Origin of the sequence: Hirschia litorea (assembly GCF_042665075.1) — a bacterium.
Classification (GTDB): domain Bacteria; phylum Pseudomonadota; class Alphaproteobacteria; order Caulobacterales; family Hyphomonadaceae; genus Hirschia; species Hirschia litorea.
The window spans coordinates 79,631-105,678 of sequence record NZ_JBHTBR010000009.1 but is presented as its reverse complement, the minus strand read 5'-3'; the positions used below and the strand labels follow the sequence as shown (position 1 = coordinate 105,678).

At 41.6% G+C, this 26,048-nt stretch carries 20 protein-coding genes and 2 pseudogenes; 17 read left to right on the top strand and 5 right to left on the bottom strand.

Annotation, left to right across the window (positions count from 1 at the left end):
* Positions 1–6 precede the first annotated feature (6 nt).
* From ACFQS8_RS15230 to ACFQS8_RS15180, 11 genes and pseudogenes are all read left to right on the top strand, one after another.
* Positions 7–1,080, top strand: coding sequence for a glycosyltransferase family 2 protein (locus ACFQS8_RS15230; protein ID WP_382168956.1), 1,074 nt, complete (start codon positions 7–9; stop codon positions 1,078–1,080).
* Positions 1,081–1,115: 35 nt separating this feature from the next.
* Positions 1,116–1,979 (top strand): glycosyltransferase, encoded by an 864-nt coding sequence (locus tag ACFQS8_RS15225; RefSeq protein WP_382168953.1) that lies wholly within the window; start codon positions 1,116–1,118, stop codon positions 1,977–1,979.
* A gap of 160 nt (positions 1,980–2,139) precedes the next feature.
* Positions 2,140–2,274: pseudogene (locus ACFQS8_RS15220) on the top strand (hypothetical protein); the annotation flags it as partial.
* Positions 2,275–2,518: 244 nt separating this feature from the next.
* Entirely contained in the window at positions 2,519–3,751 is a 1,233-nt protein-coding gene (locus ACFQS8_RS15215) for a cytidylyltransferase domain-containing protein (protein WP_382168952.1), read from the top strand.
* A 26-nt stretch (positions 3,752–3,777) separates the two neighbouring features.
* Complete coding sequence (locus ACFQS8_RS15210) at positions 3,778–5,454, top strand: alpha-2,3-sialyltransferase (RefSeq protein ID WP_382168949.1); 1,677 nt, start codon at positions 3,778–3,780, stop codon at positions 5,452–5,454.
* Positions 5,455–5,573: 119 nt separating this feature from the next.
* A complete protein-coding gene (locus ACFQS8_RS15205; RefSeq protein WP_382168947.1) occupies positions 5,574–6,434 on the top strand; it encodes an ABC transporter permease in 861 nt (286 codons plus the stop codon).
* A gap of 74 nt (positions 6,435–6,508) precedes the next feature.
* Positions 6,509–7,669, top strand: a complete 1,161-nt coding sequence (locus tag ACFQS8_RS15200; protein ID WP_382168945.1) for an ABC transporter ATP-binding protein — start codon at positions 6,509–6,511, stop codon at positions 7,667–7,669.
* 155 nt (positions 7,670–7,824) lie between these two features.
* On the top strand, positions 7,825–9,381 hold the full coding sequence (locus ACFQS8_RS15195) for a DUF6716 putative glycosyltransferase (RefSeq protein ID WP_382168943.1): 1,557 nt from the start codon (positions 7,825–7,827) through the stop codon (positions 9,379–9,381).
* A 466-nt stretch (positions 9,382–9,847) separates the two neighbouring features.
* A complete protein-coding gene (locus tag ACFQS8_RS15190; RefSeq protein WP_382168942.1) occupies positions 9,848–10,933 on the top strand; it encodes a UDP-galactopyranose mutase in 1,086 nt (361 codons plus the stop codon).
* A gap of 33 nt (positions 10,934–10,966) precedes the next feature.
* A complete protein-coding gene (locus tag ACFQS8_RS15185) occupies positions 10,967–13,249 on the top strand; it encodes a glycosyltransferase family protein (protein ID WP_382168940.1) in 2,283 nt (760 codons plus the stop codon).
* Between the two features lie 35 nt (positions 13,250–13,284).
* Positions 13,285–13,992 (top strand): annotated as a pseudogene (locus tag ACFQS8_RS15180) (IS3 family transposase); the annotation flags it as partial.
* Between the two features lie 111 nt (positions 13,993–14,103).
* Here ACFQS8_RS15180 and ACFQS8_RS15175 read toward each other — a convergent pair.
* The 3 genes from ACFQS8_RS15175 to ACFQS8_RS15165 all read right to left on the bottom strand — a co-directional run bounded on the left by ACFQS8_RS15175 (position 14,104) and on the right by ACFQS8_RS15165 (position 17,189).
* Positions 14,104–14,784 carry a class I SAM-dependent methyltransferase gene (locus ACFQS8_RS15175; RefSeq protein ID WP_382168938.1) on the bottom strand — a complete coding sequence of 227 codons (681 nt, stop codon included), beginning with the start codon at positions 14,782–14,784 and terminating at the stop codon, positions 14,104–14,106.
* A 265-nt stretch (positions 14,785–15,049) separates the two neighbouring features.
* Positions 15,050–15,916: an N-acetylneuraminate synthase family protein gene (locus tag ACFQS8_RS15170; RefSeq protein WP_382168936.1), complete on the bottom strand. Its 867-nt coding sequence runs from the start codon at positions 15,914–15,916 to the stop codon at positions 15,050–15,052.
* A 118-nt stretch (positions 15,917–16,034) separates the two neighbouring features.
* Complete coding sequence (locus ACFQS8_RS15165; RefSeq protein ID WP_382168934.1) at positions 16,035–17,189, bottom strand: hypothetical protein; 1,155 nt, start codon at positions 17,187–17,189, stop codon at positions 16,035–16,037.
* Positions 17,190–17,363: 174 nt separating this feature from the next.
* On the opposite strand from ACFQS8_RS15165, the gene ACFQS8_RS15160 reads away from it, so the two are divergent.
* The 4 genes from ACFQS8_RS15160 (at position 17,364) to fcl (ending at position 22,089) form a co-directional block, all read left to right on the top strand.
* On the top strand, positions 17,364–18,515 hold the full coding sequence (locus tag ACFQS8_RS15160; protein WP_382168931.1) for an AGE family epimerase/isomerase: 1,152 nt from the start codon (positions 17,364–17,366) through the stop codon (positions 18,513–18,515).
* Between the two features lie 529 nt (positions 18,516–19,044).
* A complete protein-coding gene (gmd, locus tag ACFQS8_RS15155; RefSeq protein WP_382168929.1) occupies positions 19,045–20,163 on the top strand; it encodes a GDP-mannose 4,6-dehydratase in 1,119 nt (372 codons plus the stop codon).
* A gap of 32 nt (positions 20,164–20,195) precedes the next feature.
* Positions 20,196–21,137: a hypothetical protein gene (locus ACFQS8_RS15150; protein ID WP_382168927.1), complete on the top strand. Its 942-nt coding sequence runs from the start codon at positions 20,196–20,198 to the stop codon at positions 21,135–21,137.
* Positions 21,130–22,089 (top strand): GDP-L-fucose synthase, encoded by a 960-nt coding sequence (gene fcl, locus ACFQS8_RS15145; protein ID WP_382168925.1) that lies wholly within the window; start codon positions 21,130–21,132, stop codon positions 22,087–22,089. Before ACFQS8_RS15150 ends, fcl begins: the two co-directional genes overlap by 8 nt.
* A gap of 152 nt (positions 22,090–22,241) precedes the next feature.
* On the opposite strand, the gene ACFQS8_RS15140 is transcribed toward fcl, so the two are convergent.
* Both ACFQS8_RS15140 and ACFQS8_RS15135 read right to left on the bottom strand, forming a co-directional pair.
* The gene (locus tag ACFQS8_RS15140) at positions 22,242–22,835 is read right to left on the bottom strand and encodes a polysaccharide biosynthesis/export family protein (protein ID WP_382168922.1); all 594 of its coding nucleotides are present in this window, start codon (positions 22,833–22,835) and stop codon (positions 22,242–22,244) included.
* Between the two features lie 67 nt (positions 22,836–22,902).
* Positions 22,903–23,670: a metallophosphoesterase family protein gene (locus tag ACFQS8_RS15135; RefSeq protein ID WP_382168920.1), complete on the bottom strand. Its 768-nt coding sequence runs from the start codon at positions 23,668–23,670 to the stop codon at positions 22,903–22,905.
* A 169-nt stretch (positions 23,671–23,839) separates the two neighbouring features.
* On the opposite strand from ACFQS8_RS15135, the gene ACFQS8_RS15130 reads away from it, so the two are divergent.
* Positions 23,840–25,177 carry an O-antigen ligase family protein gene (locus tag ACFQS8_RS15130; protein WP_382168918.1) on the top strand — a complete coding sequence of 446 codons (1,338 nt, stop codon included), beginning with the start codon at positions 23,840–23,842 and terminating at the stop codon, positions 25,175–25,177.
* The gene (locus ACFQS8_RS15125) at positions 25,174–25,842 is read left to right on the top strand and encodes a hypothetical protein (RefSeq protein ID WP_382168916.1); all 669 of its coding nucleotides are present in this window, start codon (positions 25,174–25,176) and stop codon (positions 25,840–25,842) included. The genes ACFQS8_RS15130 and ACFQS8_RS15125 overlap by 4 nt, the downstream gene beginning before the upstream one ends.
* Positions 25,843–26,048 lie beyond the last annotated feature (206 nt).

The window sequence follows — 26,048 nt, the reverse complement described above, 5'->3', positions numbered from 1 at the left end:
GGTGACATGGTGAAGCGAAATCTGACTCCAGATGAATTGGAAGCTGAAGAAACTTTATCAGAATTAGTTGTAGAGAACGGTGTGGATAAAGCTCCAACTTTTTCAGTTGTCATTGTTAATTTTAATGGTGGTGATTACTTGCAAGCGGCTGTTAATTCTTTGGTACAGCAATCGTATAAAGATTTTGAACTTTTTGTTGTAGACAATGCGTCTTCAGATGGTTCCATGGAACGTCTTGATACATCTGGTATTGAACGTGTGCATTTAATGCCTGAGGAAACCAATCATGGGTTTGCAAAGGGCAATAACCTACCTGCGAAATTAGCAAAGGGAGAGTGGTTGGTCTTACTTAACCCAGATGCTGTTGCAGATGAAGATTGGTTGCTAAAAATCAAAGAAGGGATTGAAGCGTATCCATTTGCAAAGATGTTTGCGAGCGCTCAATACAGTCTTGATGAGCCGGGAATTATGGATGGAGCAGGGGACTGCTATCATGTGTTTGGAATTCCTTGGCGTGGAGGGTATGGACGTCCAGCAAGCGAAATGCCGCAAACAGGTGAGTGTTTTAGCCCTTGCGGCGCGGGTGCGGTTTTTCATCGCCAAACTTTCCTTAGTGTTGGCGGATTTGATGAGAGTTTTTTTTGTTATTGCGAAGATGTCGACATTGCATTCCGTTTGCGTCTGCAGGGAGAAAGATGCGTATTCTTACATCAAGCAATGATTCACCATGCGGGCAGTGCGCTTTCCAACCAAGTGGGAGATTTTGCTGTACGATATGGGACACGTAATAGACTTTGGGTTTTTGTAAAGAACATGCCGTTCTTTGCATTTTGGATAATGCTTATACCCCATTTAGGGATGACATTGCTCATCTATTTAGGTGGTATACTAACAGGTCGAGCAAAGTGCGTGCGATTAGCATTTATAGAGGCTGCGAAGGGACTGATGCTTATCTTGCAAGCGCGTAAGAAGGTCCAGTGTGATAAAAAACTGAACAGTCTGGAGTTGTTACGATGTATGAGTTGGAGCCCAATATTTTTCCTGACTCGTAAATCGGACGTTCGCCCTGTAAAAAACTAAATCTAGCACATTAAAATGTCATTAGGAACGTTCAGATGTTTCCCGAAAATATTTCAACAATAGTCGTTACTAGAACGCGTAATAGGGAGCATTTCCTTAGAAGAGCGGCGCTAAGTCTCGCAGAACAAACGGACAAAAATTTCATCTGGTGCATTGTTAATGATGGTGGAGACATATCCTCTGTAGAAGAGATAAAGCTTAGCTTTGATACGAAAATGCATATCCATGTTGAACACTTAGAAGCCAATGTAGGTATGGAAGCTGCTGGCAATGTCGGGTTGGAGTTTGCCTATCAGTACGGAGCTGAATTCGCAGTCTTGCACGATGATGATGACAGTTGGAATGAAAATTTCTTGGCTGAAATGGTACAACTATTATCTAGCGATCAAACAGCGTTCGGCGTGGTGTGTGATTGGCTAGAAATATATGAAAAATTAGACAAGAACGGTAGAATACGAGAAACTAAACGATCCAAACCGTTTAGTGCGGGGGAGTTGAGGCTTCCTTTGTTGGCAGTGCGAAATAGATTTCCTCCTATTGCATTTTTATTCCGAGTGCGGGCCTGGAAAGACGTCGGCAGGTTTGACCCCACTTATCCGGTATTAGGAGACTGGGATTTCAATTTGCGGATGTTGTTTGGCGGAGAGATTTTGGTTTGCAAGCAGACTTTGTCACATCAACATATACGAGATACATCAATTGGTGATCAAGCAAACTCTATTCGTAGCAAATTGCATCTCCACCGTCAGATGAAAACACGTTTAGTAAATCATTATGCACGTTTAGGTAGCGCGCAGAAATATTCACAGTTGGGTGTATTACTGGCGATGGCAGATCAGCTTGAAGATGTGTTTAAACGCCAATCTTTGAAAGAGCGTTTGAAACGCTTGTTCAAATAAGGTTTGAGTAGGAAGAGAAATCGCGGTACTTTAAGGGCAATATTATTCTATTTTTTGATACTGAAACCAGTGATCACGGAATGTTTGTATAAGATTTTGCATCGTCACTATGATGGCATAGCTAAGACGGTTATATTCTCGGCATTACAAACGAAATTGTCAGATTGAGGCCTGGCGGTGTGACTACAATGAGTGTCGTCCTCACATGGCTCACAATGGGCAATCTCCCGCTGAGTTTGCCCGCAACACCGACCTATGCCATAGTGGTAAGGTCAAAATCGCTGCTGGATTTTAACATCGAGGTTGGACCACCTAAACCAAGCACTTCACAGTTTAAAGGGCGCAAATATTCCCAATCTTTTCCTTACAATAGTGTTGGGAATGATCCGAGAGCGCTGTCTTATCCTCAATACAAAAACATTGAGCTAATCGAAGTGACGAAGGGGAACGGAGGCGTATGTTTCTCGACAAAGATAGTTGAATCAAGATACCATAACTTATTGTAGTGCACATAGTGATAAGCTAAATACTTAATCAGCATGTTTCACCTATTTGCCAGACATTTGCTTTCGCAGGGAAAGAAGGACAGAGTTTTTATGAGTTGTATTGCAATCATTCCTGCACGTGGCGGATCCAAGGGTATTCCAGGGAAAAACCTTAAGAAAATTAACGGGCGTTCTTTACTGCAGCGATCTATAGAGGCGGCTTTGTTTTCTGAAAATGTTGATAAAGTATACGTCTCCTCTGATGATGCACGTATTTTAGCAGAAGCGGTTAGATCCGGAGCAGAAGCAATTAAACGGCCTGCCGAATATGCTTCTGATACAGCCTCGTCTGAATCCGCTCTTTTGCACGCGCTTAATGTCGTTAAATTAAAGGAGGGACTACCTGATCGCATTGTGTTTATTCAGTGTACTTCTCCATTTATCGCAACGAAAGATGTCGATGGAATTTTAACGTCAATGGATCGTGAAGGTGCTGATTGTGCGCTGTCTGTTACGCCTTTCCATGGATTTTTATGGAAGCCGAGTGAGAATGACGGCGTCTTTCCTGTAGGTCATGAAAAACACTTTCGCCCTCGCAGACAAGACAGAGAAGATGTTTATCTCGAAACGGGTGCAATTTATGCAATGAATGTCGCCAAATTTATCGAAAAAGAACATCGGTTTTTCGATAAAGTTGCCCACTATGTTATGGAGCCGATGCGTTCTCTAGAAATAGATGAGCCATTAGATTTGAAGCTCTGCGAAGAGATTGCCCGAGAATTGGAAAATGAAGTTAACCGAGATAAATTTCTTCCTAAACAAGTAGAAGCGCTTCTATTGGACTTTGACGGTGTATTGACCGATGATCTCGCTATCATTGATGAAAATGGAAAAGAAGCGGTAACAGTAAGTCGTTCTGATGGAATGGGAATTGAACGCCTTCGCAATAATACTGACGTATTTATCGGTGTTGTTTCAAAAGAAAAGAATAAAGTTGTAGCCAAGCGTTGTGAGAAGCTTAAAGTTGAGTGTCTACATGGCATTGAAAACAAAGTTGAGGTTATCCAAAGATGGGCAAAGGAATATAGTTTTGATTTGGCTAATGTCATATATGTTGGGAACGATTTGAATGATCTTCCTGTTTTTGACATTGTTGGCCTCAGTGTATCACCGCAAGATGCTAATGTACTCGTGAAAGAAAAAGCAGATTTCGTTCTTGTTGCAAAAGGTGGTAGAGGTGCGGTCCGAGAGATATGTGAAATTATTATTTCTTACACCTCGAAGTAGATTATCGTCAGAGCACCTGAAAATATATGGTTCACCTATCTCAAAGACTTTTTACGAACCCCTATAATCATGCTGCGGAGCTTTTAAAACGATTTGAGCATCGTTTAGATGACCCTTGTTATATCGTTGGGAATGGTCCTTCTGTGGGGAGTTTTACAGATTTTGAGGACAATGCCGTTTTCTTTAGAATGAATTGGTTTTTTCTAGAAGAGAAACCAATTTTTGGACGTAATGTAGATGCATTTTTCTTCTCGGCGCAGGATGAGTATTTAATCTCTCACCTCGAGACTGTGATCGAAGAGAACACTTATAATATAGAGAATATTCTGTCTCCACTTAAGTGCCTAAATGTCCCACAAAACTGGCCAAAAATGTTTGACCATTGGACTGTCCTGGCAACAAATCAAGCTATATCGCGATACATGATGTCGAGACCTTTACCTACCCAAGGGTTTCAGGCTCTGGCATTTGCATTATTGGCTGGTTTTAAAGAAATACGTCTTGTGGGATTTGATCTTTATCAAGGTAGGGACCGGCGTTATGCTTATAATATTCCTGATGATCTAAGACGATCGATGAAATCTAAAGATGTTAAAGCTGGTTATGAGCAAGATCATAATCTCGATATAGATCTTGGCTTCTTAGACTGTTTGCTTAACGCCTATCCTTACAATAGAATTTCTTTGGTTAGTGGCGCGGATATTTTAAAAAAGACTTTTGAAGGACGTACTGCCACACAGGTGCCGCAAGATAAAACAGTTTTGACTCTATCTGAAGGTATCGATGCGTCATTGCAACACACAGAAAAAGCTTATGTTACTTTTGTAGACGGTGATTATTACTTCGGCGCTTGGGCTTTGGCTAGATCGCTTGCTGAGTTTTCCGATAAAACCCTTTATGTGATGCATACTACTCCTACACTGGCTAGGCGCTTCGACGCTCACCCAAATATTAGAACTATTCAGGTGAGCCCGCTAAACAACCCAAATCGAAGGATGGATTCAGAGCGTTTTAAAAATACATATACAAAGTTGCGAGTGTTTGAGTGCTTTCAAAATTATAAAAAGATCTGTTTTATAGACGCAGACACAATAGTTTTAAACTATATAGATGACGTGTTCAATGTTGAGGGGTTTGGAGCTTGTCCTGATTGGGGGTTGGAGCGAAATGACAAAAATTTTAACAGTGGCTTATTTGTATTTTCTCCGTCCAAATCACTTTGTGATAAAGTAATGACAGGGGTTTCTACTGTGACGAGCTCAGATGGCGGCGATCAGGGGATGCTAAATGAGTTGATTACAGACTGGGTACCATTACATCCAAAGTATAACACTTTGAAGCGTGTCCGAGAAAACTATCCGTTGCACTTTAATTTGTCCAATATTCATGTGCTGCATTATGTTGGAGATAAGCCGTGGAGGATGCTAGAGTCAGATGCTGGATATTTGGATGTAGAGTCAAAGTGGCTGGAGTATCTAAGTATAGAAGAGTTGCGGGAACTGGTCGAAACTATTCGGGCAGGGGATTTGCTAAAAGCACCCGGAAGGTCGCTAAAACCAAAAGAATCTTTTAGACGTATAGTGGCCGGTTTGAAGAAATGGGGAACAATGTTTAAGCAAGATCCGCAACGAGCGATTATGTATATATTTCGCGGTAGTGTTGTTTTCTGGGACCTTGCAAGAAAAAAAGAACCTCGGAAATAAGTCGCAATACTTCATGTCTAAATTTGTGGGGATGAATAAAGTGATTCACTCGGCTGTTTATTCAAAGTAGTCTACGGTAGGTGTGTGATTTTGTTGAGTATTTGTTAGTGAGTGTAAAATTGGGTAGTCCAGCAGAAGAAAATAAAAAACCATTAGAACGAATAGATAGTTCTTACCGTGTCAGGACGGGTTTCTTTGCAGCTATTTGGATTATGTGGGTTGGGGTCTTTCAAGATAGAAGGCAAATCTGGGTTACGAGTTTGCGTAATATTCGGACGAGTTATTCAAACACTGTTCTGGGGTTTGGTTGGGCAGTCATAATGCCACTTGTTCCTGTTTCAGCATATATTTTGATAGGCATTCTTTTCCAAAGAACGCGTACTGAAATGCCTTATCTTATGTTTGTGACAGTGGGGCTTACGATCTTTTTAATGGTAACATGGCCGATTGCGGGAACCATTACGGCTGTACGAAGCGACGCTACCTTACTTTCTAGATCAAATGTACGCATGACCACGATTGTGCTGTCGGCATTTGGAAATCATTTTTGGGCGACATTCATTCGCATATTTGCGATTATTGGCTTGTTTTTCTACTTCTCCATTTCCTTTGAAGTAGAAAACTTATTGTTCTTGTTTATTTTAATACCAGGTGTCCTGTTGAGTTTTGGGTTAGGGGCGATCGGAGTTGTTCTCAATTCTTTGGCCCGTGATACTGAAAATATCATCGGCATATTAATGCGATACCTCGTTTTCTTTAGTGGAGTAGTTATTCCGCTTCCGAAGACCGAAACTATTCAGAAGTGGATCATCTTCAACCCATTTTACACCTATGTGAATGAGGCGAGATCTTTGTTGGTGCATGGATTTTTAGAAAACCCCACAGTTCTCTACTGGACCATGTTTGGGTCGATTGTCTTCTATTTGATTATGACTTCAATTATGTATCGCATCGAACCTAGAATAAGAGTACACTTCTAATGAGCAAAGAATTACTATTAGACGTACAAGGCCTAGGGCGCCGCTTTTCTCGTAGTTATGCTGGAACCAGACGTATGCTGGCTGGTGAGCTGATACGTACCGGTTTGGGTATTAGCGCCAATTCTTCGAAATTAAGAAACGATGATTTCTGGGTGCTTGATGATATAAATTTCAAGCTATTTCGTGGAGAAACAATTGCTTTGCTTGGCATGAATGGAGCGGGTAAAAGTACACTGCTGCGCATTCTTTCTAACTTGATTGTTCCTGATAGGGGGAGTGTTGAACTCTATGGAGAAGTTGGCAGCCTCATAGATTTAAACGCGGGAATGAAGTTTGATCTGTCAGGACGGGAGAATATCTACATCAAAGGTGCTTTGATGGGAAAAACGCGTAAACAGATGGATGAACTTTATGAGGAAATATTCGAATTTTCTGAATTAGGTGAATTCATCCACGCGCCCATGAAATCATACAGTTCGGGTATGCGGCTACGCTTAGGTTTCTCGATATCGGCTTGTGTGAAGCCAGATATTTTGCTGCTTGATGAAGTGCTCGCCGTTGGTGATCACGCGTTTCGAAAAAAGTGTGAATTAAAATTGGCTGAACTCAGGGAAGGGGCAGGTGTTGTTTTTGCTTCTCATTCTTTAGGGATGGTTCGCAAAATATGTCAGTCGGCTATAGTTTTGGATAAAGGAAAACTCATTTTTTGGGGTTCAGTAGACGATGCTATCGATCATCATATGCGTATCGGAAATGATCAAAACGCCATTGCCCAAACAGCAGAGGAAAAGAACGAGAACGCTTTCTGGGGAAAGCCATTTTTTAAAAGACAACGTATTGCAGAAGCCCAGCATGGTTGGTGCAATGAGGACGGTAGTCCAGAAACTGTTTTTTATACGAATGAGCCGGCCTATTTTGATATTCAGTTTACGCTTAATGATGATTTCTCAGAAATTATAGCTGGGCTGTCGATATGGACTGAGCAGGGCGAGCGTGTAACATCCATTTCGTCAGATATGTCGAAAGTGGAAGTATTTTCCAGTGGTGAAAGGAAGCATGCTGCGAGAATAAGTATGCCTTCGATTTCACTCAATCCAGGAAATTATGTGACGACTTTTGCTGTTATGGTGGATGGGAATTTAGCTTACAAGCAATTGAATGAAAATATATCTGTGACTAGCAAATACCTGCATGCCGGAACCGTGACCCCAACGCATAATTGGGTAAAAATGTGAATTTCTCCAGCTAGGTGATTTATCATTTAGAGTTTCTATTTAAATAAGAATGCAATTGGTAGGTTTAGTCAAATAATATAAACCACATGTTTGATTTTAAATGCCATAAGCGCCGGTATTAAAATAGTTTTACTAATTTGACTGGAGTAATAGATTTGCGTTCAACGTATAAATCCAAAAACCGAAGATTTTTACTTGTAGGAGCTTTTGATTCCAGTTTGAAATGGGGAGCTTTTCTTGAAAAAGAAGCAAATGAACGCGGTTTTTGGATGGACTACTGTGTTCTAATTCGCAAATCTGATAAAGGAAGAGCACAAATAACGAGAGAACAGTGGAAGGCTTCTGGAGCAAAGACACGTCCGTTTTCAACGACTGCTGAATATCTCGTGGAATCCGGCAAAATTTTTGATTATGATGCTGTTTTTATGATTGTGGATGGCCGTTCCACTGCAACGCTTAACACATTGGTTGATGAAGCGTTTTCTAAAGGAGAGTCTGAGACACGCCCGGTTATGGTAGCTGGGTATGCTGGGTTAGTACTGGAACGTTGGTTGGGCGGTATGGCTGATCGGATAGATTCAGATTTTCTTTGTGTAAACTCAAAACAAGATTATGAATTGATGCGTGAGGCGCTGCCAATGTTTGGTCGCAAGGATGAGGCATTGATTTGCTCTGGCTTGACGATATTTGGTGGTGTTGAAAAACGTCCCTCCGTAAATTTTCCTCCCAAGGTGATCGTATTTGCTGCACAACCAACTGTTCCGGCTCTCAGACGCGAGAGATTGTATTTATTGAAGCGTTTAATGGACTATGCGCGCCGTTATCCAGACAGCCAAGTCTTGTTTAAACCACGGCACAAGCCGGGTGAAAAAGCATTCAATAAAGAAAAATTTTCTTATCTTGAACTCTTGGAAAAATGGTTTGCAGTAGAGGACATCCCGCAGAACTTTGCAGTCGTATACGAACCGATGCCAGAATTGATTAGCAAAGCTGATTTGGTGTTATCTGTCAGTTCAACAGCTGCACCTGAAGCATGGTTTTACGGCGTCCCTTTCGCAACAATAGCTGATTTTGGCTTTTCAGATATATACGGCGGTCCTTTCTTCGCATCTAGTAATCGATTGATGACATTTGATCAGATTGAGAACCATGAATTTCAAGATGTGGATGATACTTGGGTAGAAAGACAATTATCCATAGCTGACAATCCATCTGGCGAAATCTTAAATCGTGTTGAAAGTAAAATCGCAGAGTGGGAAGGTGATCCATCTGGAATGCAGATGCCTACAACACCATATCGACATGCGTATGAAAAGATGATGAGTACTGAAATAACAATATCTGCCGCTTTTGAAGCTGAAGAGACCCAAGTAGCGGCAATGCAGATAGCTAAAAAACGCTTATCAATGAAGCAAATCATGGTGTCGGTTGCAACTCGTGCGGTAGGTATTCTTGCCCGTTTGCCGGGTATGCGTGGGCCTTTGAAGGCTATTGCTGCTTCTTCGTTAATATCAGTGCGCCGTAGAGTAGACCCTGCTTTTGATCCCGACTTTTTACCACAAATTCCTTCAAAGCGTAGAATGGTGTTGAGGCTGGCTAATGTATGGGATGGGGTCCAACGATTGCCAGTTATCGGCAAGATAGTGCCTTTTATTGCGACTGTATGTATGGAAGGCCTGAACAAAACTGAGAATAAACGGGATTATAGATAGCATCTGAATCTGACTATTTAACAGAAGGAAATCGGTAAGTTTAAGATGAATGACTTTAACTTATTGTAAGTTAGATAAAATTGATATTCATTTGTGGAATTAATACAGTGCTTTATTCGAATTAGACTTATCTGCAGGACATATTTATTAAGGGTGTATTTTTTTAAAGTAGGTTTGGAGGGAGGGGGGTAACTGTATCCCCCAAACCGTTATGGCTATATTAGGTTTAGTTAATGTATCGAACTATATGGCATGGACAAAATGGGTCGACTCATATGAAGAATGCTCGAAGCATGCCGTTTTTTATTAGAAACAGTGGCGCTCTTCATAAAGCAAGTCAGGTGGTTCGAATTTTCTTTTCGTTTAAGTTGTGCCGTGTCCCCAAAACGCTAACGAAGGGGACTATGCTTCTACGCATGCAATACGAAACGAAGTAGGATCGGTTGTTAAAGCAAGGGGAAATGTAATGAAAATATTGGTTGTAGGTGCGGGTTTCAGCGGAGCAGTATATGCAAGAGAATGTGCTGAAGCCGGCCATCACGTGGAGGTGATCGACAAGCGCGACCACATTGCGGGTAACGCCTATGACCATGTAGTTGAAGGCGTTAGGGTGCACAAGTATGGCCCACATCTTTTTCATACTTCAAACAATCGTGTTGTCGAGTGGCTAAGCCAGTTTACCGACTGGCAACCATACGTTCACAAAGTGCGCGCAAAATTAGAAAATGGTGAGTTGGTTCCCTTTCCTGTAAACAGCGAAACTGTGCAGCGCGTTTTGGGTAAGAGTCTTGAAACATTACCGATGGATACCTCCGTCGACGCTGACGATGCTCGCGGGTATCTCATTGGTCAGATTGGAGAAGAATTGACCGAATTATTTTTTCAACGATATACCGAGAAAATGTGGGGTATGTCCTTGCGTGAGATGTCGGTAGATGTGGTACGCCGTGTAAAGATCAGAACTGACAATGAAGAGCGGTATTTTCCTGATGATAGCTTTCAGGCAGTTCCCACTAATGGATATACGTCTATATTTGAGGCTATCTTCGAGCACCCAAACATTTCCATCAAGTTGGAAACTCCATTTAGTATGGACATGGAAAAAGATTTTGACTATATCTTCAACAGTATGGCGATTGACGAATACTTCCACTATACTTTTGGCCCGTTGCCTTATCGGTCGATCCGTTTTCACCATAACATCTCAGAAGAAGACCAGTCGCAGGGCCATGTGACCATTAACTTCACAGATACCGGGCCATTCACGCGTGAAACCTATTGGCACAACATTCCGCAACATCGCATTTCAGGTCAGAAATATATCCACACTGTCGAAGAACCCTGTTCTTATGAAGACAATGCTTTCGAGCGTTACTATCCTGTAAAGACGTCCGACAACCGTTACGCCAATGTCTACCAACAATACAAATCCGAGGCAAAAAAAGTCTCTGACCGTATGCAGTTCATTGGTCGCTGCGGTACTTATCAGTACCTTGATATGCACCAAGTCATCATGCAAAGCCTTCAAGGTGTTACAAAATGGCTCGGCTGAGAGCTGCCTCGTATTTTCTAGAAAGTTAGACTAATGTTATTTCCCAAACACCTTCAGGCCGAATTAGCACATCAAGAACTTGCAAGCGATGATGTTGTCACTGACATTCAATTTATTAATATTGCGTATCGTCCCCTTCCGCCTGGTGCAGCAACCGGCGGACCAAACGGTGTTCTGAAAGTCTTACGTGATGCGGTCGGGCCGAAGTATAGAGGATTGTATTCACGTTACTTTTTTGAACCAAAAAAGATTGCCCTTCCAGCATGGCTGCAATATTTCAATAAGCAGCATAGCCTAGGAACCATGGCAAGGAAACTTCTAGAGGCAGAGTATTTTGTTACTTGTGAGCTTTTTTCTAAATTACCCCAACAGTTTACAATGAAAGCTGGTTGCAAATATGTCTTCGTTTGTCACGATATTGGCTCTGCTGTCGGTGCGTATTCTGCGGGATATCCCTATGTTTTAGTTTACCATCAGCAGGGTAGCTTTACCCATGAGCGAACCAGTTTTGGAGAGATTTTAAACCCGTCAGAGCGGTGGATCATGAACCACTATGAGAAGACCGCTTTTGAGAATGCTCTAGAAGTGGTTTTTCCGAGTAGAGGAGCATACGAAGCTTTCGAGAAAACCACGGAAACAACGGCTCTAGGGAAGGTTAATTTTGGTCCAGAGCCAGTTTATAACGCAGCCGACGATTTTGAGATATCTGAAGAAGCGGCTCAGGGGGTTTTTGTGCAGCATGGCTGCGTAGAACTTTTGAATCCGGATTTGCGATCGCAATATTTGGTATTTGTGACAGTCGGGGACTACAGTTATAATAAAGGTGTCGACCGATGCCCTGTCCTGTTAGAAAAGCTAGCGAACAAAACCGAAAAGAAAATCATCTGGATCGCTTTGGGTACAAAGCACAAAGGCGGGTATTATGAAAAGCTTCAAAAGAACTCAAGGGAATATTCCTTTAAAACGATATTGATTCCCCAGCGGTTGTCGCATCCGATCGCTATGGGCATTGTTGCTCAGGCGGATTGGTTTTTAATGCAGCAACGCCACGCAATTTTTGATTTTTCTTCACTCGAAGCTATGAGCCTGTCCAAGGGGCTCATTCTAACCCCGACTGAAGGCAATATGGATTTTGATATAGATAAGAACGTTGTATATTTTGACCCTGACAATGCATCCGACAAAAGTGTCGATGAGATCATTAATACAGCACCAAAAGAAATCGGTGCCCGTGCCAAAAAAGTTTATGATAACTTTTTTACGCAGGAACGATTCCTTGATGGATATCTTAGGCTGTATGATAGGGTTATTGAAAAATTTCTTGGAGCAGATGAGGCTCCCGCATTCACTGCAGATGATATAGCAGAATTGAGCTCAAAAATTCGTGGCAAAACGGTTGTCATTATGGGGGCAGGTAGCAGCTCTACCCTGTTAACCGAAGCAGAATGTGAAGGGAAAATTCTTGTTGGACTAAACCGTTCGGTTCTCAACTCGGCTATCGCGTGCGATGTGCACGTGATGCAGGATGCACCTCATTCACCAAAAGCTTGGCCTCAGTATCTGACGAAAGACGTAGTGCGAATTTATGGTCAAATCAACCGTCGTAGCCAGCTTCACAATAAGCTCGATACTGACCTTTTGAAAAAGCTCAACGTGCCTTTCATATCTTATAATTTGTCATCGATGGCTTTTGATGCGCGCCGAGATGAGTTTAACTTCACGGATGCAAACGCGCCGATTATGGATGCCATGGGCGTGTTCTTCTCTGCAGTCCAGATCTTTGCTATTTTGGGTGCGCAACGAATTGAATGTACAGGCATTGATTTCTCAGGGCAGAATTTTGATGGGGTGAACCCAAATAAGTATAACACGAGTACGATGGATTGCTTTGAAGCCCTGATGAAGCAGCTTAGAGCAGTCGATTTTGACTTTGATGTTTTGCATACTACATCGAGTGATGTTCAGGATGCCTTCGAAAGGTATTATGTATGTGATGGAAGTGTCGGTGATTTAGTAGAGATTAAATCCAGAATCCAAGAAACTATAGATCCGAATCTATCGGTTTTTCGGAATATGCAACGCTTGTCCGAAGCCAAATTATATGAAGAGCTATTGCACTATATGGACCAAGAAGTAGACTATCAATCACAAATGCTCCCCAAGTTCTTGAGAGAACGAGGCCAAGCCCTCTACAAGCTCGGACGCCTCCAAGAAGCGAAGCAAATATTTGAGCAGTTTTTCCTTCAAGGAGGAGACTCAAATGCCTGCAAGAGTCTATTGGAGAAGATGAAGAAAAAAGAACTTTTGAGTATCTGATAACTTAATTGAGTGGTTGATGCCATAAAGACTAACGTGAGAAGGTTTCGGCCCGCATCCGCTTTGGATATCGACGTGTCCACATCATGTTGAAGCGGGAAGGCTGGCAGGTCGGCCGCAATGTTGTCTACCGGGTGTATTGTGAAGAAGGTCTGTGCCTACGGGCGAAGCGGCCGCGTCGGCGCAAGATGGCCACACATCGTGAATCACGCTGTCAGCCTTCGAAATTAAACGAGGCGCGGAGCCTCGACTTTGTGCATGACCAGCTATCTTTCGGGTCAAAGATGCGCTTGTTGACCGTGATAGATGTCTACTCGCGAGAGTGCCTTGCGATCGAAGTTGGGGCGCGACTGAGGGGCGAAGATGTGGCTCGGGTACTGAACCGGTTGGTGTATCTGCGCGGAGCTCCGAGGGCTCTGTTTGCCGACAATGGTGCAGAATTCACGGGACAGATCGTCGATCTATGGGCGTATCATCACAAAGTGAAAATGGACTTCTCGCGGCCTGGTACGCCAACCGATAATGCCCACATCGAATCCTTTAATGGATCGCTGAGAGACGAATGCTTGAACGTTAATTGGTTCGCGTCCCTACCCGAGGCAAGACGCCTGATTGAGGCCTGGCGGTGTGACTACAATGAGTGTCGTCCTCACATGGCTCACAATGGGCAATCTCCCGCTGAGTTTGCCCGCAACACCGACCTATGCCATAGTGGTAAGGTCAAAATCGCTGCTGGATTTTAACATCGAGGTTGGACTACCTAAGCCAAGCACTTCAACATTCAGGATAGCGAGCAGTCCCATTGGAGTTCGAAAAGAGTCCAACTTCTTAGGCCAGGCGAGAGGAACTCCGATTTAGTTGGACGGTTTTCTACCACCGAAATTTACACGCCAGTTCTCTCTCCAGCCACCTATTGCATCGGCTTTTACTTTATATTTGCCGCGCCCAAGAATATTACGGCGGCGTTCGACGCTATCGAATTCTTTGAGTAATGGTTCTAGATCGTTGAATAGAAATTCAAGGGCGTCTGGAGAAAAGCGCCAATAGTCAATCGGGCAGGGGTGATAACGCCAACTCCAAAGCGTTGAGTGGAAGGTAATACCACCAGGCTTCAAAAGGCGCGTTATTTCATTTGCAGCTAACCAAGGGCGATTGATGTGTTCGAACACATCAAAACTAATAATTACATCAAAGCTTTCAGACTCAATCTCAGGGCATCCTGTTATATCACCGATAACAACATTTTCACCAGTATTCGCCAAATCCATGTTCATACATTCAAAATTTGGAAAGAAACGTCCCAAGGGGTTTTCGCGTCCACCGATTTCTAGCATTCGACCTTCTTTAAGTCCTTGTGATTCTAGAACCTCAGAAATTTTTTGAACGACGCGTTCTTGTCTACTCGGACTATTTAGATAGCTTTTTTCTGTGAGTTTTTTGCGCTTTTCTTGGAGTTTCAAACGTTCAAGCTCCGGTTTCAAACGTTCAAGCTCCGGTTTCAAACGTTCAAGCTCGTCAATTGAGGTGCTAGTCAAAGACAAGAACCACCTTAACACTGTCCGTTTAAGTGGATCAATTGGTGAAGCAGGCTTCTGTGAGGGCATTGGAAATTTTACTTTCAGATTAAGTATAGTTTCGAATCAATTTCCGAAGGAAGCAAAAAATTTATGGAGTTCGATTTACTATAAAATCTGATACTCTTGCATGCCGCCACATGACACATTACTCATATATCATGTGGCCGAGCATTAAATTAAAATAGCTTGTAAATCATAAGTTGTTTCGAAATGAGATCTTGAGTTACGATTCTTGCCATTTGAGTTTTTTACGTGTTTCTATTTCTATTGGAAGTAGTTCTTGGGCTTTGTATGTCATGCCAGCAGAAACACTTTTAAGATCACGACACAATTTTCTCAAACCGTCTGGCTCAAGAGAAGCGGCGTGGTCTGTACCTTTCCAAGTGCGGTCCAAGGTGTAGTGGCGTTCTATCCACTGAGCGCCAAGTGTATAAGCAGCAATATCAAGAGCAATACCTAGGTGATGTCCAGAAAAACCGATCGCTTCTACACGGTCGTCAAACTTCTCTTTTAGGCGAGTAATTTCAAGTAACGCAGTTTGGTCAGCTGGTACTGGGTATCCGGATGTACATGCATAAAGAAGCAAATCTTTGGCGCGATCATGCTTTTCAAAGAATTCTACGATTTTTTCTTCTTCAGCTTGTGTCGTCATACCAAGAGATAATTGGATTTTGCCTTTGTACTCAGTACAAAGAACTTCAAGCATGTCGAAGTATAGATTACACGCGGAAGGCACTTTTAAAAAACTTGGCTGAAGAGAGGCCATTTCTCGAGCAGAAGTTACATCCCATACAGAAGTTGAGTAGCCGATCCCGATTTCTTCACAGTAATCCATAAGTTCTTGGTGTTGCTCTTTCGAGAACTCAAGGTATTCACGGTGAGCCCCATAGGTATCACCATATGCATTTGCGGGAACTGGATGTGGAGCTTCATATTGTTCAGGTGTGAGAAGTTCTCTATTATTACGCTTTTGGAATTTAACATAATCCGCACCACAGAATGATTTAGCTATTGAAATCAATTCTTTAGCGATTTTCATGTCCCCTAAGTGGTTGCATCCAATTTCAGCGATAACTTTTGCCGGCACCATAGTATAAAAACTCCTTCTCCAACCACACAATTGTAGTGAGGTGTGGTTAATGTATGTGCCTTGTAAGGTCAACTGTAATCAATTTTCATTCTTAGGTTTTATTTTTGAAGGTTGGCCATTAACCAGGATTGATGAGATATTCAATTGAAATGCCTTTTTTGAAATTGAATTTCCCATTGGCTAGATAGATAGAAAGGGCCGTGTCTAAGTCAGCTTTGGTACCTACTTCCTTTATCAAAGGGTGAGATATAACTGGCATCTTGTCTAATGCTTGAACATCATAAAAAATAACTGGAATACCTTTTGATAAACAATAAACAAAAGATGTAGATGATACCGTCACTGCAATATCAATTTTGGGTAACGTTTGATCTTCCAAGCGTTTGGTGTTCAAAATTCGTGCCTTATCCCCAGCATAGTGCTTAATGTCTTTCAGGGCCTCTTTGGTTTGGGCTGGATGAATTTTAATAGTTAGATCGTAGTTCGTAAGATGATGAATAAGTGGAAGATAGTTTCGTTTCCAATTTCTGTCAGAAATTCGTCCATATTGTAGAAAACACTGATCAAGAAACAGTATTTTTAGTTTTTCAACTGACTGGATTGTGATTTTTTTTGCAGGCTTTATAGGAAAATTTCGAGGTAATAATATAGGGCCTGTCACATATATTTTTTGTGCGCTAATACCGAACTGGCGGATTAGCCTGTCTTTCATACTTTCGCCAAAAACCCATATTTGATCAGGCCTAGTAATCCCGAAAAAATGTTGATTGTATAGTAGTCGGTTTTTCCAGAAATGTAGATGTGGTTTGGGTTTTTTGGGGTGAACAAAATCAATGTGTCGAGAAAATGCCCAGAACCATTTTTTAAATCCGAAAGATCGTTTTTCATCAAATGACAAAAAACCATCCTGTATCAAGCATCGCTTACGTCCGGCCTGAATAGTAGCTCCAGAAATAGCCTGGCTTTCCCAACTTTGGTCTTGAAAATAGATCAAATCATAGTCTTTAAAACGATCATAATAAAAGGTTTGTATCGTGTTCCAAGTGTGAGCTGGAGACGTGCTGCGGATCTCTGGTAGAGGATGTACCTTAACAAGACTTTTGGACTGAAACACAACATTTCGTTTTAAAATTACATGACGGATATTGCACTTGGTGTTTTCCAATAAATACTCAACCAATGCCGCATGGGTATTGTTTTCAGCATAAGCGACAAAACTACGCGCTGATACAAAGCCATCTATAAGCTTAGTATTGATATTCTTATTGTGCATGTTTTAGATCAATTTGCGGTCATAGGTGCTGTTCTGTTTAACATCTGAAAATATAATGTATAGAGACCCCTCTAATTGATGATTCGGGCCTGTTAGTGGCTTACCTTTATGCGACTGAAAATATTTTTTTAAGTCATTGGGTACTTTAAACGGGGTAATGAAGTGGGGTATGGAGTGGAACAAGTTTCAGTAGATATTGGATCAGCGGAGAAGTGGGCTAAAAATTGGTTGATGTCGGTGGCATTACCGTATTGGCATGAGGTGGGCTTGGATAAAGTTCATGGTGGTTCTTTTGAAGCGATGAATATGCAAGGTGAGCCATTAGTTGACATGACACGTCGCTTCCGTGTTCAAGCAAGGCAAGTTTACGCTTTTGCACATGCATATGATTTGGGTTGGAGACCTGGTTTAGAAGCAATGCGTAGCCCACTTGAATATATGCTCAAACATTGTTGGCTTGAAACAGGTGGCTGGGGACACTTGTATAGTCGCGATGGTCGTTGTGTGAATGATACAGTTGATACTTATGATCAAGCATTTGCACTCCTTGGTTTAGGGTGGGCCTATAAAGTGAGTGGTGATAAAAAAATATACGATGCTGCTCAACAAACTAAAGATTTTCTTTTTACTAATTTACGTCACCCTAGGGGGGGATTTAAAGAAAATTTGAACGATGACATTCCGTTGCGGCGTGCAAATCCTCACATGCATCTTTTTGAAACAGCTATGTGGTGGATGGAATTACACCAAGATGAGCAAATGGCAGATCTCGCTAGTGAAATTTTTGGTTTGTTCAATACCCATTTTTGTATTGATGGATTGTTGCGGGAATATTTTAACAGTGATCTGTCTCCATTGGTTGAAACAGCTGAAGCAAAATATCATTATTTAGAGCCAGGACATTTGCTTGAATGGGCTTCACTTCTTAGAAAATATAAACAACTCACCGGTAGGGCGTCAGAGTTTACTGATTATATGGAAAAATTTTCGGACCAGTATGGCATGGAAGCAGCTACTGGCCTCGTTATGAATCAGTGCCTTACGACGGGGGGCGCGATACCGATAAGTAAGGCGCGTCTCTGGCCTCAAACTGAATATATCCGTATTAAGTTATTAAGCAATGATGTAAAAGATGTTCGACAGGGCCTTGTAATGCTGGACCGCCTGAAAACTATTTTTTTGACAGTTGATGGTGATATCCGCGGATATTGGTTTGACGAAGTCGATAGTATAGGAAGAGCAACATCTAATAGTGCACCAGCTAGCACTTTGTACCATGTGATAGGTGCCTTACTGCCTCTAATTGAAGAATCGGGCGTTTCTTAGAGTGGGTACGTAAATTGTAAAAGGGGGGGGCTTAAGAGAATGGCTGCAACGAAAGCTTGGATGGTAAATTCGGGGAGCAGACTAAAACTACAAAAATTTCAAAATTACACGTCTTTAATGAACTGAAATTTTGAAGAAAATCTAACAATTCCGTCGAAAACGTTTTTCGTGCCCAGCAGTGATATGCAAATTTCGCAATAAACCCATAATCTGGTGCTTTACTTGCATAATTATAGCAGAAATTCGCATAAATTTCGTTATTCTTATTTTTTAATGGATATGACACGGATTCCATAATAATGGAGCGGCATAAACAAGCAATTGGGCGAAGTTTAGCTGCTGGCGGCGTTATATTATAAACAAAAATGACTAGAATTTACGCAGATGGCGTCGAATTTGCACAAAAAAATGCGTTCACTTTATCAAAAGGTTGCATGAGTCCTCTACGGTCGATATAGGCCATTACAAGCGATTGATACTGAAATGTGTATAGATTTGAATTTAGTTTTTCTATGATTGGGGGTGCATAATGAAACGTGCATTAATTACCGGAACGACAGGCCAAGACGGGTCATATTTAGCGGAGCTTTTGTTAGAAAAAGGCTATGAAGTTCATGGGTTAAAGCGCCGTGCATCTTCTTTTAATACACAACGTGTTGATCACATATATCAAGGTCCTCACACAGAAGATCAACGGTTTAAACTGCATTATGGGGATCTTTCAGATACGTCAAATCTGACACGTATTATGAAGGAAGTTGAGCCAGATGAGGTGTATAATCTAGGGGCTCAATCGCACGTGGCGGTATCTTTTGAAGCCCCTGAATATACGGCTGATGTGGATGCGATCGGGACATTGCGTTTGCTGGAGGCTATCCGGTTTTTGGGCTTTGAGAAGAAGACACGTTTTTATCAGGCATCTACGTCAGAACTATATGGACTAGTTCAGGAAACGCCGCAGCGTGAAACAACACCTTTTTATCCGCGTAGTCCTTATGCGGTTGCGAAAATGTATGCATATTGGATTACGGTAAACTACCGTGAGAGCTATGGGATGTATGCGTGTAACGGTATATTGTTTAATCACGAAAGTCCGCGCCGTGGTGAGACGTTCGTAACGCGTAAAATTACACGCGGGCTAGCCAATATTGCTATGGGAATTGAGCAGTGTTTGTACATGGGTAATATGGATGCCTTACGTGACTGGGGTCATGCAAGGGACTATGTGCGTATGCAGTGGATGATGCTGCAACAAGATGCTGCAGATGATTTTGTGATTGCGACAGGAAAACAAATTTCTGTACGTGAGTTTATAACGATGAGTGCTAAAGAGCTTGGCATTACATTGCGCTTTGAAGGTGAGGGCGTGAATGAGGTTGCAATCATTGCGGCCATAAAAGGGCCTAAGGCACCTGCGCTGAAAGTTGGAGATGTGATTGTGCGGGTAGATCCTCGATATTTCCGTCCAGCAGAGGTGGAGACTTTATTGGGAGATCCAAGCAAGGCGAAAGAAAAATTGGGTTGGGTGCCTGAGATTACAGTTGAAGAAATGTGCGCTGAAATGGTTGCGCATGATTTAGAAACAGCACGAAGTAATGCGCTTTTAAAATCGCATGGGTATGACGTGCCTGTGTCGATGGAGAACTAGTTGTTCCATAAAAAATGGCGGGGGTGGGGAAGTTGAAATCAATTTTAGTAGTTGTGACGACGCTTGTTATTTGCGGTGAACTAATACTTCGCAATATTGTTGGGTTAGGGTCTCCACCATTGTATGTTACTCATCCAACGATTGAATATATGTTAAAACCAAATCAGGATGTATCGCGGTTTGGAAATCATATTTTCGTTAATGAGTACAGTATGCGGAGTGCCTCAATTGAAGAAATCGGTGATATCCCACGCACTTTAGTTTTGGGAGATAGTGTAATAAATGGAGGGAATCAGACCTCTCACTCGGCCTTAGCAACGTCTATACTGTCGGATAATAATCGCTTTTATGGAAATGTGAGTGCTGGAAGTTGGGGGCCCAAAAACCTATTAGCATGGCTAAATGAGTATGGTTTTCTGAAAGCAGATACATTAATTTTCGTGCTGAATTCCCATGATTTAACCGACATTCCAACGTTCCAAGAATTAAATAAAAACACTCACCCAACCAAGAAACCGTTGACTGCAACAACGGAATTGATCGAAAGATATCTGATTCCTCGTCTGCTTAGAATAGTAAATAAACGCGGTTCGGATGCGAGGCTTCAGATAAACACAGCTAGTAGTGATACTGATGAAGGGGCTGGTGGAATTAATGACTTAATTGCCATGGCTAAAAAGGGGTATGTGAAAGTTTGTCTTGTTCAGCACGTAACCCAGACTGAATTGGATAAGGGACTAGACCCTAATTTTTTTGTATTAAAAGATATTTTTGAAGGCTGGGGTTTGCCTGTAATAAATGACTTTGAAGATCTGCAGTCTCTTATACAAACCAATGAAATGCCATTTCGAGATGATATTCATCCCAATCTATTAGGGCAGCAAGTGCTCGCACGAAAAATAAGTGAGTGTCAGGTTCTGGCAAAGCTTCCACAAATAGAAAATATTATCAAATTGGAGAAAATTGATGGCTAGAATATTTGTCGCAGGACACCGCGGCATGGTTGGCTCAGCGATCGTCCGTCAATTGAAAGACAAGGGGTATACAAATATTATAACCCGGACACGGTCTGAATTAGATCTAACAAACCAAGCAGCTGTGCGTGATTTTTTTGCGTATGAGATGATTGATGAGGTTTATTTAGCTGCCGCTAAAGTGGGGGGGATACACGCCAATAATGAATATCCTGCCGACTTCATTTATGAGAATTTGATGATTGAAGCTAACATTATTCATGCAGCTCATGCTCATAATGTTCAGCGCCTTTTGTTTTTGGGATCATCTTGTATTTATCCTAAGCTTGCAGACCAACCAATGCGTGAAGATGCATTATTGACGGGTGTTCTTGAATCAACCAATGAGCCTTATGCAATTGCTAAAATTGCCGGTATAAAATTGTGTGAAAGTTACAATCGTCAATACAAACGCGATTATCGCTCGGTGATGCCGACGAATTTATATGGCCCGCATGATAATTTTCATCCTGAAAACTCTCATGTGATCCCAGCACTTTTGCGCCGCTTTCATGAGGCGGTTGAGGAGGGGGCGGATAAGATAACAATCTGGGGCAGTGGTACGCCCATGCGCGAGTTTTTATACGTGGATGATATGGCAGCTGCGAGTATCCATGTTATGCATTTGGATCGCGCCACTTATGATGCGAATACGCAGCCAATGCTATCTCATATCAATGTTGGAACGGGTGTTGATTGCACGATCCGCGAGCTTGCTGAGACAATTGCCAAAGTTACAGGTTTTAAGGGTGAGTTGGTGTTTGATGCAACAAAGCCAGATGGCACGCCACGTAAACTGATGGACGTATCTCGTCTTAAAGATCTTGGTTGGCAATACACGATTTCATTAGAAGATGGATTGCGTGAAGCATATGCGTGGTTTGTGGATAATCACGCGACTGCAAGAAGCTAATTCACACTTTAATAGAGTTGATTTTTATTGGATAAAAGCGCTCTAACCATTTTCAGGTTAGGGCGCTTTTTCAATAAAGGCTTTGCGATAAGAGATTGAATTTAGATTCAATTTTTAAAAATTGGGATTATAGAGAAGTATTTGATAAGATGTTAGAATCTGCGTTCTGGTATCCGGATTACATCACCTGGTTGTATCGGTGTGGAGCCTGTTAAGACATAAGATGTTTCATTTTGTTGGCCGGAGTGTTTAATAAAGACGCGTCGGCTATCGGCCCGATATGTAAAGCCTTCTGCGGTTGCTACAGCTTCCATTATTGTCATACCAGAGATAAATTCAAAACTTCCTGGTTTAGCAACTTCGCCTAAAATGTAATATGGTCGATAATTTAGCACTTCTATCCCGATGCGAGGGTCGCGCACATAATTGGGGCTAAGTTGTTGTGCTAATTGTGTTTTGAATTGTTCAACTGTCTTTCCACCAGCGATAACTTCTCCGATGAGTGGGTAATCTATCTTTCCTTCTGGATCGATAACAAATTCCCCTGATAGGCTTTCTACATCATAGACTTTAATGCTGATATTATCGCCTTGACCCAATTTATATGCTTCGGGCTGCATTACTTGAGTCACTTCAGTGGCTATATTTGATTGGGCTGGTCTACCAGTGGTCGCGGTACAAGCAGCTATCATGATAAAAGTTAAAGCAACTATTGAGAACGCTCCAACCCTCTTTTTGGAAAACATAATTCTTAATCCCCTCAAAACTAACTTTTATGAAACAGCATTTTTTAATATAAAATGCAATGTCGGGCTATTTACTCTGTATAAAATGGACGTCTGTACCTATAAATCGAGCACACGTTAAATTGCCAGAACTATAAGCACCCGTATCAATATTAATACGATTGAATTTGCGATCAGGTGTATCAACGGGCGTGTGGCCATGCACGATGCAAGCACCCAAATCACGTGTTGAACTTAAGAATGGCTCTCTAATCCACAAAAGTGATTTATCATCTTGTTGGTTCAGTGGATTGGCAGGATTAACGCCTGCGTGTGCAAAAAAATAATCTCCAATTTCGTATGAGGTGACCGTCGATCTGAAAAATGCTTCGTGTTTCATTGGGAGTGCGTGTCTCAAGCAATATTTTAACTCATCGATTGCTGAAAAATCTCCTATTACAGGTACGGGTAAACCGTATGAGGCCAGAGTGTCCAGGCCGCCATGGTTAAACCAAGTCTTTCCTGAGGAAATATCATCTATGAAATCTAAGAAAGCCTCTTCGTGATTGCCTCGTAAAAATATTGGTTCAAATTCACGCGGTAATTTCGACGTTAAAATATCTATGACTTCTTTAGAGGAGGGGCCTCTGTCAATATAATCACCTAAGAATATCAAGGAGGGTTGAAGCTTAGATTTGTTTTCAAGCAAATTAAAATCTATCACTATTTTTTTTAATAAGCTTTTTAGAGCTTCAGCGCACCCATGAATATCTCCAATTGCATATCCTACATGATTGTTAGGAAAGGTGGGTGCGGATTTGGGGGGGGGAGATGTTGCTTTAGTTTTAAAGAACATACGCTTGATTCTTCGTGATGGAATAATTTGCTTAGCTTGAAGCAATGATGCAGAAATATTTATAACAAAATGTCGACTGTAGTTTCAACTTAGATCAGACAATGTTGCTTTGCTATAGCTAAATAACTTTATAAAACAGTGTGTAGAATAGTTGCGATTGGGAGGGGCTATGGTCGAGAGTATTGAAATTGGTAAAAAAAGTAGTCTGAGCTGGATTCTTGTTGCAACTATCTTTAGTGCCTTGATATTTGGGGGGGCAAATAATGCAGTTTTATCAAGCTTTTATTCTGGCGTCATTTCAATATTGGTGACGATAGGCTTAGCTTTTTATGCTCTGAAGCCGTGGCAAGAAATAGACTGGACGCTAAAGTGGGCTTTGTTGTTTTTAGTTCTATTTCTTGGCTATATAATTTTAACGCTCATACCGAACCCTATTTTGCCGGCACATCCGGCTTGGGAAATGATATCTGATGAAGCCGGTATCGCGACTATATCCTTTTACAGAACAATAGAAGGGCTGGCTGCTTTTATAGGGTTCATAAGCGCTTTCTTTGCTGCGCGTATGTTTACACAATCACGTACTGGGAGAGATGCCTTCTTCAAGGCGATCATCTGGCTATCTATACCATACTGCTTATATGCATTGAGTTTATATGGTGCTCAGGGGGGGCGTCTGATGGTGAATTATACCAGTGCTAACTCTGCAGCAACTTCATTTTATTTGTTATTCTTTTTAAGTATGAACAATATATTTGTCTTACTATACAAGGGTAGCTCTAAAAACATGAGGTTCCCTATATTCGCGAGATTGCTTTTGGACGCGCCAGTTTCATTAGTTGCTCTAATATTGTCACTTGTTTGTCTTCTAGTGACGGCATCGCGTACCGGTATAGCTTTAACATGCGTGGGTTGTGTGGCGATTTTTTTCTTAAATGCTGTTTTTATGCAGAAGGGAAAAATCAAAACGACAGTGAGTAAAATTGCAGTGATGAGTGTTGCTGCGGTAATAATATTTGTTGGGTTCGGCAGCAATTATGTGTTGCGACGATTTGATGAGAGTTTAGCTCAACATGCTCAAACACGTGAAGTGTTAGTTGAAACACATTGGAATTTGTTTTTGCAGAGACCGGTATTTGGACATGGGATGAATTCGTTTCATGATTTAAATCAATTAGCCGCAACGCCTGAAAATTGGGCGAGTATTGTCGGTGTTGGTTCCACGCATAATATTTTTGTAAATGCTTTGGAAGAGGTGGGGGTGATTGGGTTTTCGCTTGGTTGCCTGTTGGGGCTATGTTTGATTGCCGGCGTTGTGGGACATTTAGCGCGAAGTAAGTTGGGGTCTACAGACTCATATTGGGCACTTACAACGTGTGTCGCGATATGTATATGTTTATTGCATGGGCTGGTTGATTTTGGACTTCAAGTTCCGGCAATAGCGTATCTAGTTATGGCGCTCCTAGGGGCTGCGGGTGCACGAAATAGCAAAGAGTTAAGTCGAAGATGATGCGATTTCCTTTAATTGCTGTTTCTCTTATAGCTGCCTGTTTTGCTTTCTTTGTATTCAACGCAGCATCTGTTGAACGCACATTAGCGTCGACAGTTAAGCAAGTCCTGCCAGAGAACATAGAGGATAAAACAAGATTGATTGTCGTTGAGAGACTAGAAAATTATTCTAACACTCATTGGAGCAAGCCTCTTTTTTGGCATGCGGGCGCGATAGCGCAAGCAACGCGTGTTCAATCTCTTAAATCTCAGTGGTTTCCAGAATTAAGTGATGATGCAAATCGATTGGGAAATATTTATGCAGAGCGAACTGTGAGGGTAAATCCGACACACGGAACGTCTTGGTATCGTTTAGCAGATTATTTTCAAATGGGGTATGAAAATGATGTTTGTGAGGGGCGGGCTTGTTTAGAAAATAGTTGGAAGATTGAGCCTATGACACGGGATTTTAATATGGCGTGCGGAAGATTTAAGTTAGCAGGCTTGTATGGTAGTAAAATTTCACCTGAAAGCGAGAAGGTGAAAAACTATATCGCGTCTTATTATTATCAGGATTACTTTAAAAATAGCGCATATCACCAAAATATCTACCGTCAAAAAACCGCAGCATGCTTTGATTTTTTGGCTCCAAAAGAGCTTTTTCTTGTACTGCAGTCGATAAAATAAAATAATTTCTCATTTTCGTTTTCAAAATATAAGCATGTATTCAGATTCAGTATTGGAGACATGAATGTTTGAAGTGTCGTAAAGATATGGGAATACGTATTATTCTTAGTTTTTGAAATGTAGAAATTATATAGTCAATTTTAATGTTATAAGTAATTATTTGTTAGGGTTACTGTATTCGTAACCTTAATACTTAAAATTGGCCG

What these genes read in the sequence shown, in the direction of transcription:
- ACFQS8_RS15200 (WP_382168945.1), top strand. Translation starts at nt 6,509, where the DNA reads ATGCTGGCTGGTGAGCTGATACGTACCGGTTTGGGTATTAGCGCCAAT.
- ACFQS8_RS15215 (WP_382168952.1), top strand. Translation starts at nt 2,519, where the DNA reads ATGTTTCACCTATTTGCCAGACATTTGCTTTCGCAGGGAAAGAAGGAC.
- gmd (WP_382168929.1), top strand. Translation starts at nt 19,045, where the DNA reads ATGAAACGTGCATTAATTACCGGAACGACAGGCCAAGACGGGTCATAT.
- ACFQS8_RS15210 (WP_382168949.1), top strand. Translation starts at nt 3,778, where the DNA reads ATGGTTCACCTATCTCAAAGACTTTTTACGAACCCCTATAATCATGCT.
- ACFQS8_RS15225 (WP_382168953.1), top strand. Translation starts at nt 1,116, where the DNA reads ATGTTTCCCGAAAATATTTCAACAATAGTCGTTACTAGAACGCGTAAT.
- ACFQS8_RS15170 (WP_382168936.1), bottom strand. Translation starts at nt 15,916, where the DNA reads ATGGTGCCGGCAAAAGTTATCGCTGAAATTGGATGCAACCACTTAGGG.
- ACFQS8_RS15135 (WP_382168920.1), bottom strand. Translation starts at nt 23,670, where the DNA reads ATGTTCTTTAAAACTAAAGCAACATCTCCCCCCCCCAAATCCGCACCC.
- ACFQS8_RS15125 (WP_382168916.1), top strand. Translation starts at nt 25,174, where the DNA reads ATGATGCGATTTCCTTTAATTGCTGTTTCTCTTATAGCTGCCTGTTTT.
- ACFQS8_RS15185 (WP_382168940.1), top strand. Translation starts at nt 10,967, where the DNA reads ATGTTATTTCCCAAACACCTTCAGGCCGAATTAGCACATCAAGAACTT.
- ACFQS8_RS15190 (WP_382168942.1), top strand. Translation starts at nt 9,848, where the DNA reads ATGAAAATATTGGTTGTAGGTGCGGGTTTCAGCGGAGCAGTATATGCA.
- ACFQS8_RS15165 (WP_382168934.1), bottom strand. Translation starts at nt 17,189, where the DNA reads ATGCACAATAAGAATATCAATACTAAGCTTATAGATGGCTTTGTATCA.
- ACFQS8_RS15130 (WP_382168918.1), top strand. Translation starts at nt 23,840, where the DNA reads ATGGTCGAGAGTATTGAAATTGGTAAAAAAAGTAGTCTGAGCTGGATT.
- ACFQS8_RS15140 (WP_382168922.1), bottom strand. Translation starts at nt 22,835, where the DNA reads ATGTTTTCCAAAAAGAGGGTTGGAGCGTTCTCAATAGTTGCTTTAACT.
- fcl (WP_382168925.1), top strand. Translation starts at nt 21,130, where the DNA reads ATGGCTAGAATATTTGTCGCAGGACACCGCGGCATGGTTGGCTCAGCG.
- ACFQS8_RS15230 (WP_382168956.1), top strand. Translation starts at nt 7, where the DNA reads ATGGTGAAGCGAAATCTGACTCCAGATGAATTGGAAGCTGAAGAAACT.